The organism is Chitinophaga sp. W3I9 (assembly GCF_050434025.1).
Classification (GTDB): domain Bacteria; phylum Bacteroidota; class Bacteroidia; order Chitinophagales; family Chitinophagaceae; genus Chitinophaga.
On record NZ_JBNPWC010000001.1, the window covers coordinates 7079022 to 7092161 of the forward strand.

12 protein-coding genes are annotated in these 13140 nt (G+C 47.4%); 4 read left to right on the top strand and 8 right to left on the bottom strand.

Going from position 1 to position 13140, the window contains the following annotated elements; genetic code table 11:
* Positions 1–65 precede the first annotated feature (65 nt).
* Positions 66–272: a cysteine-rich CWC family protein gene (locus QFZ51_RS28590; RefSeq protein ID WP_429050815.1), complete on the top strand. Its 207-nt coding sequence runs from the start codon at positions 66–68 to the stop codon at positions 270–272.
* Positions 273–408: 136 nt separating this feature from the next.
* On the opposite strand, the gene QFZ51_RS28595 is transcribed toward QFZ51_RS28590, so the two are convergent.
* The gene (locus QFZ51_RS28595; protein ID WP_089904439.1) at positions 409–837 is read right to left on the bottom strand and encodes an FKBP-type peptidyl-prolyl cis-trans isomerase; all 429 of its coding nucleotides are present in this window, start codon (positions 835–837) and stop codon (positions 409–411) included.
* A gap of 104 nt (positions 838–941) precedes the next feature.
* Here QFZ51_RS28595 and QFZ51_RS28600 point away from each other — a divergent pair, with 104 nt between their 5' ends.
* On the top strand, positions 942–2108 hold the full coding sequence (locus QFZ51_RS28600; protein WP_429050816.1) for an exo-beta-N-acetylmuramidase NamZ family protein: 1167 nt from the start codon (positions 942–944) through the stop codon (positions 2106–2108).
* Positions 2109–2177: 69 nt separating this feature from the next.
* A complete protein-coding gene (fmt, locus tag QFZ51_RS28605; RefSeq protein ID WP_429050817.1) occupies positions 2178–3104 on the top strand; it encodes a methionyl-tRNA formyltransferase in 927 nt (308 codons plus the stop codon).
* Positions 3105–3333: 229 nt separating this feature from the next.
* Here the strand turns inward: fmt and QFZ51_RS28610 are convergent, their stop codons facing one another.
* The 7 genes from QFZ51_RS28610 to hemH all read right to left on the bottom strand — a co-directional run bounded on the left by QFZ51_RS28610 (position 3334) and on the right by hemH (position 11654).
* A complete protein-coding gene (locus QFZ51_RS28610; protein ID WP_429050818.1) occupies positions 3334–4296 on the bottom strand; it encodes a LysM peptidoglycan-binding domain-containing protein in 963 nt (320 codons plus the stop codon).
* A 281-nt stretch (positions 4297–4577) separates the two neighbouring features.
* Entirely contained in the window at positions 4578–5981 is a 1404-nt protein-coding gene (locus QFZ51_RS28615) for a methyltransferase RsmF C-terminal domain-like protein (protein ID WP_429050819.1), read from the bottom strand.
* A gap of 249 nt (positions 5982–6230) precedes the next feature.
* Positions 6231–7697 (bottom strand): NAD(P)(+) transhydrogenase (Re/Si-specific) subunit beta, encoded by a 1467-nt coding sequence (locus QFZ51_RS28620; RefSeq protein ID WP_429050820.1) that lies wholly within the window; start codon positions 7695–7697, stop codon positions 6231–6233.
* Positions 7698–7721: 24 nt separating this feature from the next.
* Positions 7722–8033 (bottom strand): NAD(P) transhydrogenase subunit alpha, encoded by a 312-nt coding sequence (locus QFZ51_RS28625; protein ID WP_079470407.1) that lies wholly within the window; start codon positions 8031–8033, stop codon positions 7722–7724.
* A gap of 30 nt (positions 8034–8063) precedes the next feature.
* On the bottom strand, positions 8064–9194 hold the full coding sequence (locus QFZ51_RS28630; RefSeq protein WP_370912434.1) for a Re/Si-specific NAD(P)(+) transhydrogenase subunit alpha: 1131 nt from the start codon (positions 9192–9194) through the stop codon (positions 8064–8066).
* Between the two features lie 60 nt (positions 9195–9254).
* Positions 9255–10601: a protoporphyrinogen oxidase gene (gene hemG / locus QFZ51_RS28635; protein WP_429050821.1), complete on the bottom strand. Its 1347-nt coding sequence runs from the start codon at positions 10599–10601 to the stop codon at positions 9255–9257.
* 9 nt (positions 10602–10610) lie between these two features.
* Positions 10611–11654 (bottom strand): ferrochelatase, encoded by a 1044-nt coding sequence (gene hemH, locus QFZ51_RS28640; RefSeq protein WP_429050822.1) that lies wholly within the window; start codon positions 11652–11654, stop codon positions 10611–10613.
* A 228-nt stretch (positions 11655–11882) separates the two neighbouring features.
* Between hemH and hemA the strand changes: the two genes are divergently transcribed.
* Entirely contained in the window at positions 11883–13136 is a 1254-nt protein-coding gene (gene hemA, locus QFZ51_RS28645; protein WP_429050823.1) for a glutamyl-tRNA reductase, read from the top strand.
* Positions 13137–13140 lie beyond the last annotated feature (4 nt).

Here is a 13140-nt window from a genome sequence, read left to right on the forward strand (position 1 = left end):
TAAATGCAGCGAAAATCATCCGCGCTGCATTTACTGAATGCTGTGTAAAATCCGTAATTTTAGGGATGGCATGTCATGAAACCGTAACCTGTCCGCGGTGCGAACGCACCTTTGAATGCCGCGTAGGCACTATTCTGCGCTGTCAGTGCCAGGATGTGGTGTTGAGTGAAGAAGAGCGATATTTCATCCAGCAAAAATACAGTGGTTGTCTTTGTGCAGACTGTTTACGTGATATGAAAACGATTTACCAGCAACCGGAAACATCGTCCTGAAACTGTTTCCCTTAATGGGTTTCCGCCGTTGTTCCATCTCCCTGAAAATCAGGCAGCAGCATAAAAAAATTTACGGATGCAAGGGTAGTGTTATCCACCGGTTCCTGCATCCGTAAATCAAAAAAATAACTGAATATTATGCGATTTCAACCAGTTCGAGGTCAAATACCAGGTCTTCGCCAGCCAGCGCGTGGTTAGCATCCAGGGTAATAAATTCGTCGCCGATAGCGGCTACTTTTACCTGGAAAACCTGTCCCTGGGGATTGCTCATCTGCAATTCCATACCTACTTCAGGATTCAGATCAGCCGGGATATTTTCTTTTGGAAAATCCATGATCATTTCATCACTTTTGGGACCATATGCCTGATCAACAGGGATATGAATGGTTTTCTTGTCGCCAACTTTCATGTCCAGCACACCATTCTCAAAACCTTTGATAACCATACCGGCACCTACCTTGAATTCGAGCGGAGCTCTACCTTCGGAAGAATCAAAAGTAGTTCCGTTCGTTAAACGGCCATGGTAATGCACCTTCACTGTATCCCCGTTTTTAACAGTTTGCATAAAAATTAATTGTTTAGTGTTAATAATTACGCGCAAGATACAAAAAGCAGCCATAATCCGAGCTTTTTGATACAGTCAATAAAGCTTTGCATTATCTTAACGGTATGAACCGTATTCTCCTTCTTTGCATCTTCCTGGCAGGATGTATTTATGAAACCTCCGCGCAATATGCGGACCATGTATTGCCAGGCGCCACGCAAACAGCGCGTTACCTTCCACTGCTGAAAAACAAGCGGGTAGCGATGATGGTGAATCAAACCGCCACCATCGATAAAATGCACCTGGTAGATTCCCTGTTGAAACTGAATGTAAAAATCCAGAAGATCTTTAGTCCTGAGCACGGCTTCCGCGGCAATGCCGGTCATGGCGAAAAAGTGGCCAACAGTATCGATTCCGCTACCGGCATTCCCATTGTATCGCTCTACGGGCAACACCGTAAAGCTACCGCTGCCGATCTGAAAGATGTGGATATCCTGTTGTTCGATATCCAGGATGTGGGTACCCGCTTTTTCACCTACATTTCGTCCCTGCAGGAACTGATGGAGTCCGCAGCGGAAAATAAAAAAACACTCATCATACTGGACCGCCCTAATCCCAACGGCGACTATGTAGACGGTCCCATCCTCGATACCGCCTACCGTTCCTTTATTGGCATGCAACCCATTCCTATTGTGCATGGCATGACGGTTGGCGAATACGCCCGGATGCTGAACGGCGAACGCATGCTTCGCAACAGCGTGCAGTGCGATATCAAAGTTATTCCCTGCGAAAACTACAGCCATAAAACATTTTACCGGGTACCTATCAAACCTTCACCCAACCTGCCCAATATGGCCGCTATCAACCTGTATTCCTCCCTCTGCTTTTTTGAAGGCACCGCACTTAGCCTGGGACGTGGTACCGACAAGCCTTTCCAGGTGTATGGCTCACCGGATTTTCCTAAAAAGGGTTACTCATTTACGCCCCGCGCCAGCGCTATCAATCCAACGCCTGTGCTGAAAGACCAGCTGTGCTACGGCTTCGACCTGAGCAATGCGCCTGAAGCCACGCCGCATACCGGCCGTAAAATTGAATTAAAATGGCTGCTGGAGGCCTATCGCATGTTCCCTGATAAATCTAAATTTTTCATTCCTTTCTTCAGCAAACTTGCCGGTAACAACATACTGCAGCAACAGATCGTGAAAGGGATGTCTGAAGCAGAGATCCGCAAAAGCTGGGAACCCGGACTGGCGAAGTTTAAGGTTATAAGAGCAAAATACCTGTTGTATTAAAAAGCAGAAGGGATAGCTTTCCGCTATCCCTTCGCTAAAATCCGCGAAAGGTCGTTATTTTTGCATCCTATGAGTAAAGATCTTCGCATTGTTTTTATGGGTACCCCTGATTTTGCAGTGGCCTCCCTCGATATATTAGTACAGAACGGATTTAACGTAGTGGGTGTGATCACAGCGCCCGATAAACACGCCGGTCGTGGTTTACAGCTGCAGGAAAGCGCAGTGAAACAATACGCAGTAAGTAAAGGACTTACTGTTTTACAACCGGAGAAACTGAAAAATCCCGATTTTATTGCAGCCTTAAAAGACCTGAAAGCTGACCTGCAGGTAGTAGTGGCCTTCCGCATGTTGCCTGAAATAGTATGGAATATGCCGCCGGAAGGCACTATCAATGTACACGCCTCGCTGCTGCCCAACTACCGCGGCGCCGCGCCTATCAACTGGGCTATCATTAACGGCGAAAAAGAGTCCGGCGTTACCACCTTCAAACTACAGCATGAAATAGATACCGGCGACATCCTGTTTAGCGACAAAGTAGCCATCCGTGAAGATGAAACCGCCGGTGAACTGCATGATGCCCTCATGCAAACAGGCGCCCGCCTACTGCTGAGAACTGTACAAGCCATTGCTGCCGGCGATATCAAGGAAACACCGCAGGCCAATATTCCTGCGGCAGCAATAAAACATGCGCCAAAAATTTTCAAGGAAACCTGCCAGATCAACTGGCAGGAGCCATTAAATAACATCTACAACCTGGTACGCGGCCTTAGTCCCTACCCCGCTGCCTGGACTACCTTCCAGGGCAAAACGCTGAAGATATACAAAGCCCATAAGGAACTTACTACACCCGCAAAAGCACCGGGCGACTTCGACACCGATCAAAAAACCTATATAAAAATAGCAGCGCCGGACGGTTATCTCTACCTGGATGAAATCCAGCTGGAAGGCAAGAAGAAAATGGATGTGGAGTCTTTCCTCCGGGGTTATCGCTTCTAATCGCGCGGATCTTGTCTTTCCCGCTGATTACGCTGATTATACTGATTAGCTGGATTTTTACTTTTGGATTTTTTTTTAGATTTCTAGATTTTCTTACAATAATAATTAAGGGAGATAAAAGCGAATCTATCCGCTTCTATCTCCCTTATCCTTTATAAAATCAAAATGTAAAAATCAAACTAATCAGTATAATCAGCGTAATCAGCGGGAAAGACAAAATCCGCGATCATCAATCCTCGTAGCTCAGTTCGCAGTAGAACTTCGTTTCGTTGCTGCCGAGTGCCTGCATGGCGCTGTCGCTCAACTTGATGATGAGGCCTGCATTGGCTTTCATCTGTGGTATTACATCCAGTACTTTGGCGTATACCGCTTTGCCGTTGAGAGGGTTGGTTACTTTGATGATGGTGCCGCGTGGTGCAGTGTTGTGCAGCGCATAGTATTTGCCTACTGCATTACTCTTAAACCAGGTACCAGGGCCCTTTTCGGAAGTAGTTTTCTTGCCGTTATTGGTTTGCTGCTCATACAATTGTTCAAAATCAGTGCTGCTGCTAACAGGTGCAGTTTTAACCGGGGCAGGCGCAGGAGTTTCTGTTACTTCTGCTACGGGGCGTGTTTCAGGTTCTTTCTTAGCTGTTTCCTTTTCTACCGGAGGTGGGGGTGGTGGTGGTGCCTGTGTAACCACTGGTTCAGGCGCCGGTGTGGCTTTCTCCTTTACTTTTTCAGGACGGGGAGTTACTTCTGCGGCAGCTCCGCCGGCTTTCATAAAGCCCACAACTATGTAGCTGTTTTTTTTGAGTCCATCTCCGGAAAAATTATTCCATTGACGGATATTATCCAGCGGCACTTTATTGTAGTTTACGCTTACACGGTATAAAGTTTCTTTTTCGGATACTTTATGATATACGGGTTTGCCGGATGCATCCGCCTTTTGTGAAAAATTGGCGGTAGTGAGCGGGATGTGAAGCTTGTGGCCAAGCTGTAATCCCTGTTCCATATTCACTTTATTGGCCGCAGCAATTTCCTTCGGTGGTAATCCGTAAGCGCGGCTAAGGCTATAAAAATTTTCTCCTTTTTTAACAACATGGGATATATAGAGAGCGGGGGAAGTACCTTGTACTTCCAGCGTGTCCTGCGCCTGCGCCGCCGCTGCACTAAAACCAAACAAGACGATTGATAGAATCGATTTTATCATACTAACTCTGTTTATGATGGATATGCTGACTACTGCTCTCTTTCATTTTACGGAAACATCTGTTCCGCAAAGCATATTAATCCGGTATCACAGCAGCAGCAGATCCTGAATTTTTATCTGCTATTTCGGGCAACGAATATATGCGTTAAAATTGACAAAATTATTTAATAAACCAAACGGAGAAAATCCCTTTTTGTTGTGGCCACCGGTATAAACGGCGCCCCGTTGGCACTGTATTTCAAAGTTGGTATCATTCCCGGATAAATAGCGCCCGGCTGTTTTTACACCCCGGTAATTTCTTTCAGGATGCGCAATTCTTTGGGGTAGTAATTGTTCATGCGGTTGGGTAAAATTTTCGCCCAGCCGAGGTTCATGTCCTCATATCTTACCAGTGCCCAGCCACGCACCCTTGTATTCACTCCCGGATCCTCCTTTCTCAGGTATTGTAATGCCTGGCGCAAATCCAGGGATACCACCGGCAGCTCATCAGATACCAATGTACTGGCTGCCAGCTGATGATCGGGAATCAATTCCTTCGCACTGGGATGCCCCGCTTTTACACCCGCCTTGCGAATATACAATTGTTGCCGCAACAATGGTATTTCTGTTGCCACCAAAGGTGGTAAAATCAATACTTCTTCCTGGTGCATGAAATACTGGTAATTGTCGGGTATATTTATCCAGGGGGTAATCACTTCCTGCTGGCGGGCAGTTAATGCTGTTGATTTATGCTGCTTCGGTTTACGCGGAGTTTCGCTGCTGCGCTTACGGAAGGCAGCTATAAAAAACCCTTCTCCCTTCAGTTTGTCCGGGTAAAACCGGTAACCGGCACAATTTCGTTTGTGCGTTACCGTTGTAACAATACTCCATTCCGGGTTCAGGGTAACCGGGATATTTTCCAGTTCAAAATGATCCGCCAGCCAATCCAGGATCGCTTCATCTTCTTCTGCAGAAAAAGAACAGGTGGAATAAATGACAACGCCGCCTTCTTTTACACTTGGCAGCATATCTGCCATAATCCTTTGCTGCCGCTGGCTGCACAGCGTTACATTTTCCGGCGACCATTCCTCCACCAGTTCCGGATCGCGACGGAATAAACCGGAGCCGGAGCAAGGCGCATCCACTACCGCCAGGTCGAAATAACCAGGCAATCGTGAAAAGTCACGCGGATCATTATTACTCACCACTACATTCGCAGCCCCCCATTTTGTGAGATTGTCTGACAGCAGCGCAGCGCGTGGCTTAATTACCTCATTGGCCACCAACAGGCTATCCTGGCTGATCAGGGATTGCAGTAAAGTGGATTTTCCGCCCGGAGCAGCGCAAAGATCCAACACCTTCAGTGGTTGCGAAAGATCCACTGTTGCCCGCACCATTTGTTCCAGGAACATAGAAGATGCCTCCTGCACATAATAGGCGCCCGCATGAAAATAAGGATCAAAAGTAAAGGAAGGCCGCTCCGGTAAATAATACCCCTCCCTGCTCCAGGGGACCGGGGTGGCACCGGTGACAGACAAGGATTGCAGCACGGCTGCCGCCCGTTCCGGCGTTTTTATTTTATTGGGATTCAATCTCAGTGAAGTAATCTTTTCGGCGGCGGCATGCACCTGCTCAAATGTTTCCCGGTTATAACCCGGAAGTCCCGCTAACGAATCTAATAGCGCTGCTGGTAATTGACTGGACAAAGGAAATTTTTTCCGCAAATTTAGCAAAAATGCGGAGATATGAGCGTAGGTTGTCTTTCTCGCTGATTACGCTGATTATATTGATTAGTTTGATTTTTACTTTTTGGATTTTATAAAGGATTTAAAAAGATTTGGGTAGATAAAAGCGAATATGTCCGCTTATATCTACTCAAATCCTTTAAAATCCAAAGTGATCAAATCCCTAAATCAGTATAATCAGCGTAATCAGCGAGAAAGACAAAATTCGCGTTATACCTCCTTGATAGCGGAAAGCAGCTCCTGCAACACCTTCTTGGCGTCGCCGAAAAGCATGGAGGTTTTGGGTTGGAAAAAGAGGTCGTTTTCGATACCGGCATAGCCAGGTTTCATACTGCGTTTATTAACGATTACCACTTTGGCGTTTTCAACTTCCAGGATAGGCATGCCATAAATAGGGCTGGCCGGATCGCTCTTCGCTGCCGGGTTTACCACATCATTGGCGCCTAAGATTAATACCGCATCTGTTGTGGGGAATTCGGCGTTGGCATCCTCCATTTCCAACAACTTTTCATAGGGCACATCTGCTTCGGCCAACAGCACATTCATATGCCCGGGCATACGGCCTGCTACCGGGTGGATCGCATATTTTACTTCCACACCTTTCTCCTCCAGCTGCTTCTCCAGCTCGTGACAAGCATGCTGGGCCTGCGCCACCGCCAAACCATAACCCGGTACAATGATCACTTTATTGGCATATGCCAGTACTACGGCGGCATCATTCAAACTAATTTCTTTATAGTTGCCCTGCTCCTTTCCGGAGGCAGCAGCGCCGGTCGCACCACCGCCGAAAGAGCCTATCAGCACGTTTTTCAAGGAACGGTTCATGGCCTTACACATGAGGATGGTGAGGATAGTTCCGGCTGAACCTACCAGGATACCACCGGTGAGCATCACTGGATTACTGTACAGGAACCCGCCACAGGCCGCTGCTACGCCTGTAAATGAATTCAACAGGGAAATCACCACCGGCATATCCGCCCCGCCAATCGGCAGCACGAATAATACCCCATAGAACAATGCCAGCAGAAAAATAACATAAAATACAACCATGCCTGTTCCAGGCGACAATCCAAAAATACACACCAGCCAAACAGACAGCCCTACTATCAGCGCCAATACGCCCATGTTGAGGAAGTGCTGTCCATTGAAAGAAAAATCCTTCACCTTTCCGGTGAGCTTTCCCCAGGCAACAATACTGCCTGCACAGGATACCGCGCCAATGATCAGGCTCAGCAAAATGATGATCACCATGCCTTTGGATGCAGACGACTCCAGTAACTGAAGTGCCAGATGATCGTCAGAAACGGGTGCATATAAATTCTTTATCAGTTTGATCAGGTGGTCAAATTCCACTATAGAAATAAGCGCCGCACATGCACCGCCCATCCCATTGAACATACTTACCATTTCCGGCATCGCCGTCATCTTCACTTTCTTTGCGGACAACACGCCTATTACACCACCGATGACCAGCCCGGTGAATATCCAGCCATAATTATGCAGGGGGGCATCATTTACCCGGTAGAGAAAGATAGTGCCGAGAATAGCCAGCGACATTCCTGCGGCAGCCACCAGATTGCCTTTTCGGGCAGTATCCGGTTTACTTAACATTTTCAGTCCGAGGATAAAAGTAACAGAGCCGATCAGGTAAATAATTGATAAAATGCTGGATCCCATAAGTATTATGCTTTTAGCCGTTAGCTATTTCTTTTTGCCTTTGAACATTTCCAGCATACGGTCGGTGACTACAAAACCACCTACCACATTGATCGTACCCAGGATCACCGCCAGGAAGCCGATGATCAGCGCGGGATAATTATCCGCTTCGGCCTTCCCCATCACAATGATGGCCCCGATAATTACAACGCCGTGAATAGCGTTGGCGCCGCTCATCAATGGTGTATGCAATACAGACGGCACCCTCGAAATCACTTCTATTCCTAAAAAAACAGACAGGATAACGATGTAGATAAGATCGATATGCTGGTGAAGAAAAGTTAAAATATATTCCATATCAGACGGGTATTTTTACGATCTCGACTACTAAGCTGGCTGCATCAGGTTTTTCACACGGTCATTCACAATTTCACCGTTGTGCGTAATACAGGCGCCTTTCACAATATCATCTTCAAAATTCAGGTGCAGCGCTCCCTCTTTTGTTAATATCAGTTTCAGGAAATTGAATAGATTCTTTGCATATAACTTGCTGGCATCCGCCGGCATAGTGGCAGGCAGGTTGGAATTCCCGATGATGGTAACTCCTTTGTACTGCACGGTTTCATTGTTCTTTGTAACGCTGGTGTTACCGCCCGTAGCGGCGGCAAGATCTACAATCACGGAACCGGCGCGCATGCGGTCCAGCATATCGCTGCTTACCAGTACCGGTGCGGCTTTACCCGGGATTTGCGCGGTGGTGATCACAATATCTGCTTTCGCAATGCTCTCCGCAATACGTTGTTGTTGCTGCTGCTTATAGGTTTCGCTTTGTTCTACCGCATAGCCGCCGGCGGAGGAAGCATCTGCCGCTCCTTCCACTTCCACAAACTTGGCACCCAGGCTCATCACTTCTTCTTTTACCGCAGGCCTGGTGTCAAATACTTCCACCACGGCACCCAAACGGCGGGCAGTGGCAATAGCCTGCAAACCAGCTACCCCGGCGCCTAATATCAATACTTTGGCGGGAGCAATACTGCCTGCTGCAGTCATAAACATAGGAAAGTAACGGGAATAGCTATACGCAGCCAGCAATACCGCCTTATAGCCGGCTATATTGGCCTGGGAACTAAGCACATCCATTACCTGCGCACGGGTGGTGCGCGGGATGGTATCCAGGCTGAATGCGGTGATATTACGGGACGCCCAGTGCTCCACCTCGTTCACCCGGTACAACGGTTGCAGAATACCGGCGATAATTTTCCCGGAAGGGATCTGGTCTGTTATTTCTTTTGACGGAGGCTGCAGGGTAAAGATGATATCTGCCCCGGTGAGGATGTCCGCAGCTGTTTTTATTTCCGCGCCCGCCTGCATATAGGCGTCGTCGTTATAAAAGGCATTGTCGCCGGCTCCCTGCTCCACCCACACGGTTACCGACATTTGCTGCAGTTGCTTTACTACTTCAGGGACAAGAGACACCCTGGTTTCGCCGTTTTTTTCTTTTAAAATTCCTGCAATCATCTGGTGGAAATTTATAATGGAATTTAAAGAAAAAACGGCAACAACGAACTATTTTCCTGTTTAATTTTTCTTCAGCGAAGCGGCCAAAGCAGCCGCATGTTGCAGTAAAGCCGGGATGGCTACGCCTTGCAGGTAGTTTCCTGCAATGTGAATACCTGGATATTTTTTTTCAAAGTCTGTTACAGCATTCCGCAACTTAACATGACCAACATTCAACTGTGGAATAGCCTTATTCCAGGTACTGAACCGCTGCATCACCGGCGGGGCCGACAGGTGCAGTAAAGACTGTACTTCCGAAACTACCTGCTGCTGCAGGGTTTCCGGATCCATCTGGTCAAACAGGCGTTCCTGCCTCGCTCCTCCCAGGAATACCGTAAACAGGATTTTCCCTGCAGGCGCCTTATCCGGGAAGATAGCAGAGTTGCAGATAGCACCGAGGAAATGCATATTTTCTGCATTCGGCACCAGGAAACCGAAGCCTTCCAGCGGCTGTGGCAGCGCAGCAGCGTCGAAGCCCAGGTGCAGCACGCCCATGCGGGGATAATGAATGTTGTTTAATAAGGCTGCGGTGGCCGCATCAAGTTGGGTGATGGTTTCCGCGGTGCTGTAAGCGGGAGTGGTCAGTACAACTTTTGAAGCAGTATAACTTTCCGAAACACCGTTTTCTACCGCACTCACAATGTACCCACCATTGGCAGCTGTGATGCCGGTTACGTTGCAATTAAAGCGTACAGGAGTAGTGAGTAACTGTTGTAAACGGTTTGTGAGCAGCTGGTTTCCGCCTTTAAAGCTGATGATTTTCCGGCCGCCCATAGCCCCTTTGTCTTTCATCAGTCCTTTGGTTACGCTGCCGTATTCCCGCTCCCATCGCGGAAGTGCAGGTAATACTTCCGCTACGCTCATCAGATCGGGATTACCGGCATAAATGCCTGATAATACCGGATCAAAAACATATTCAGCAATCTCTTTATTAAATCTTCTTGTTACAAAATCACTTACTGTTTCTTCTCCAGATACGGTTGCCGGTTTACGGAAGCGCTCTGTAAACAGCCGCCACTTGCTGCTCCGGCTGAGATACGGGGAAGCCATGATCTTAAAAGGGTGGGGAGAAACTGCATGCAGTTGTTTTCTTCTTACCAGGAAGCGGTTCTTGCTGGCGGCAGCAGCGGTCAGGATCTCCTTGTCAAGCCCCAGTTCTGTAAAGTATTGTAGCAATTCAGGAGAGGCTGCAATGGTATTGGCGCCTGCATCCAGCTCAAAACCATCTTCCCGTATAGATTTGATTACACCCCCGCTATGATCGGAAACCTCCAGTACCTGGTAAGGCACCTGCAGTTTCTGCAATTCATATGCAATGCTCAGCCCGGACAGGCCGGCGCCGACAATCAATACGGGTTGATCGGACATATGTTAAATTTAAACGGCTTCGGTTGCGATTATCTGCGTGCAATATTTAACCACTGCTTTTACCCACAACGGGTGAATATTCAAACACGGAATCATGGTGAAGGATTCACCACCGCTGTTCAGGAAAGAATGCTTCCCTTCTACTGCAATCTCCTCCAGTGTTTCCAGGCAATCTGATACAAAAGCAGGACACACGATCAACAGTCTTTTTTTCCCTTCGGCGGGCAATGTTTCCAGCAAACCTGCGGTGTAGGGCTTCAGCCACTCTTCACGGCCCAGCCTCGACTGGAAAGAGATGCCCCATTTTTCCCGCGGCAGTCCCAGCTTTTCCGCTACCAGCTCAGTGGTCACTGTAATCTGGTGACGGTAGCAGTAGTCATGTGCGGGCGATTTTACATGACAGCAGTCGTTTACCTTCATGCAATGAGCGCCGGTAGGATCAGCTTTGCGCATATGCCTTTCCGGTAACCCATGATAACTGAATAATACGTAATCATAGTCCTGCTGAAGATATGGGCGCATGCTTTCTGTAAGTGCATGGATATAGTCCGGTTCATCATAAAACGGCGGCACTACCGATAGCTTGAATTTGTATTTTTTCTTTTTGTAGATTTCCTGTGCGTATTCCACTGCTGTTTCATAAGAAGACATGGCATAATGCGGATACAACGGCAACAGCACTACTTCTTTCAGGTCAGGATTTTGTTTGAGCAGGTTGTCGTAAGCTACCTGCGGATGCGGATTACCATAGCGCATAGCTATTTCCACCGGAATCTCCATGTCGTTCTGCACCGCCATCTGCAGCTGCTTTGTTAAAGCCACCAATGGTGATCCTTCTTCCCACCAGATAGATTCATAAGCCCGGGCAGATTGCTCCGCACGCTTAGGCACAATGATACCTTCAATTAAGATCTTGCGGAACAACCACGGATAGTCAATTACACGCTTGTCCATCAGGAACTCATTCAGATAACGCTTAACATCCGGCACGGCGGTAGAATCAGGCGATCCGAGGTTCATTAATACTATTCCAACATCAGATTTAGATACCATTTCTTTTAAATTGGTGCAAAAGTAAGCAAAAAGCCGAAAGCGAAAAGCATTATAGTCGCCATGCAGCCTGCACGATTAGTGTCATTCTTTTGTAAAGGCAAAACCTGATAAAAATCATTTTTTCGTCGTAATGATTACCAGTAGTAGAAATGACACACTAATGACAGCTAACCCCTTTTGTTTGGGACGTATGAAAGTACTTTTGCAACCGGAAGCTTATACAAAATCATGCAGGTCAGTCATTCAAAAGAAATAGCAAATTTTCATATCGTTGGCATCAACTATAAGAAAACAGACGCTGCTATCAGGGGATTATACGCCATCAATCCGGCTCAGTATCAACAACTCCTGGAGCATGCCAGGGTAGTGCAATTAGACGATCTTTTTGTGCTCTCTACATGCAACAGAACGGAAGTATACGGATTTGCAGCGAACCCGGGGCAGTTGTTGGATTTGCTTTGCAGGGAATCAAGCGGCGACAGAAGCCAGTTGGAAGAATTAGCTTATACCAAATCGGGAGAAGAAGCTATCAGGCATTTGTACCAGGTAGGTACAGGCCTCGACTCCCAGATCCTCGGCGACTACGAAATCATAGGTCAGATACGTAACGCCACTAAATTTGCCAAAGCGCATCACAGCCTCGGCAGCTTCCTGGAAAGGCTTGTTAACAGCGTTTTACAGGTTTCCAAACTCATCAAAACTGAAACAGGACTCAGCAAAGGCACGGTATCAGTGGCTTTTGCCACCGTAAGGATGCTGGAACGCATTTGTCCTGATATAAAAGATAAAAAGATTGTATTGCTGGGTGTAGGCAAAATTGGCCGCAATACCTGCAAGAACATGATCGAATACCTCGGCGTAAAAGAAGTAACCCTTATTAACCGCACCCTGCAGGTGGCCGCCGAATTCGCCGGTCAGCACGGGCTGAAATACGCTCCTATCGAAGATATGGTCAGCGAAATGCAGCAGGCAGATGTGATCCTCGTTGCTTCCAATGCCCCGCATCCAACGGTATTGGCAAAACACCTCGGCAACACTTCTCCCAAACTCATCGTCGACTTATCCATTCCTTTCAATGTAGAAGCTGCAGTAGGTGAACTCCCGCATATCACCCTGGTGAATGTGGATGAACTCTCCAAAGTACAGGACGAAACCCTGCAAAACAGGCTGGGAGAAGTACCAAAGGCGATCTCCATCATCGATGAACATATGGAGGAATTCCTTTACTGGTATAAAATGCGCAAACACGCGGTAGTGTTGAAAGCCGTAAAAGATAAACTGCAGGAAATACATACCCGCGAAATACAGCAACAGAAAAACGGAGGACACTACAACATGGAGGATATCGAACTCGTATCTTCCCGTATCATACAAAAAATGATTAATCTCATGGCTGGTAAAGTACGCAAGGAAACAGACAAAAGCGACCAGTACATCGCCATGATCAACGATATTTTTGAGACCGGAGTTAACCAGGAATAAACAA

Coding starts and splice junctions, on each gene's coding strand:
- QFZ51_RS28590 (WP_429050815.1), top strand. CDS start 66: ATGGCATGTCATGAAACCGTAACCTGTCCGCGGTGCGAACGCACCTTT.
- QFZ51_RS28595 (WP_089904439.1), bottom strand. CDS start 837: ATGCAAACTGTTAAAAACGGGGATACAGTGAAGGTGCATTACCATGGC.
- QFZ51_RS28600 (WP_429050816.1), top strand. CDS start 942: ATGAACCGTATTCTCCTTCTTTGCATCTTCCTGGCAGGATGTATTTAT.
- fmt (WP_429050817.1), top strand. CDS start 2,178: ATGAGTAAAGATCTTCGCATTGTTTTTATGGGTACCCCTGATTTTGCA.
- QFZ51_RS28610 (WP_429050818.1), bottom strand. CDS start 4,296: ATGATAAAATCGATTCTATCAATCGTCTTGTTTGGTTTTAGTGCAGCG.
- QFZ51_RS28620 (WP_429050820.1), bottom strand. CDS start 7,697: ATGGGATCCAGCATTTTATCAATTATTTACCTGATCGGCTCTGTTACT.
- QFZ51_RS28625 (WP_079470407.1), bottom strand. CDS start 8,033: ATGGAATATATTTTAACTTTTCTTCACCAGCATATCGATCTTATCTAC.
- QFZ51_RS28630 (WP_370912434.1), bottom strand. CDS start 9,194: ATGATTGCAGGAATTTTAAAAGAAAAAAACGGCGAAACCAGGGTGTCT.
- hemG (WP_429050821.1), bottom strand. CDS start 10,601: ATGTCCGATCAACCCGTATTGATTGTCGGCGCCGGCCTGTCCGGGCTG.
- hemH (WP_429050822.1), bottom strand. CDS start 11,654: ATGGTATCTAAATCTGATGTTGGAATAGTATTAATGAACCTCGGATCG.
- hemA (WP_429050823.1), top strand. CDS start 11,883: ATGCAGGTCAGTCATTCAAAAGAAATAGCAAATTTTCATATCGTTGGC.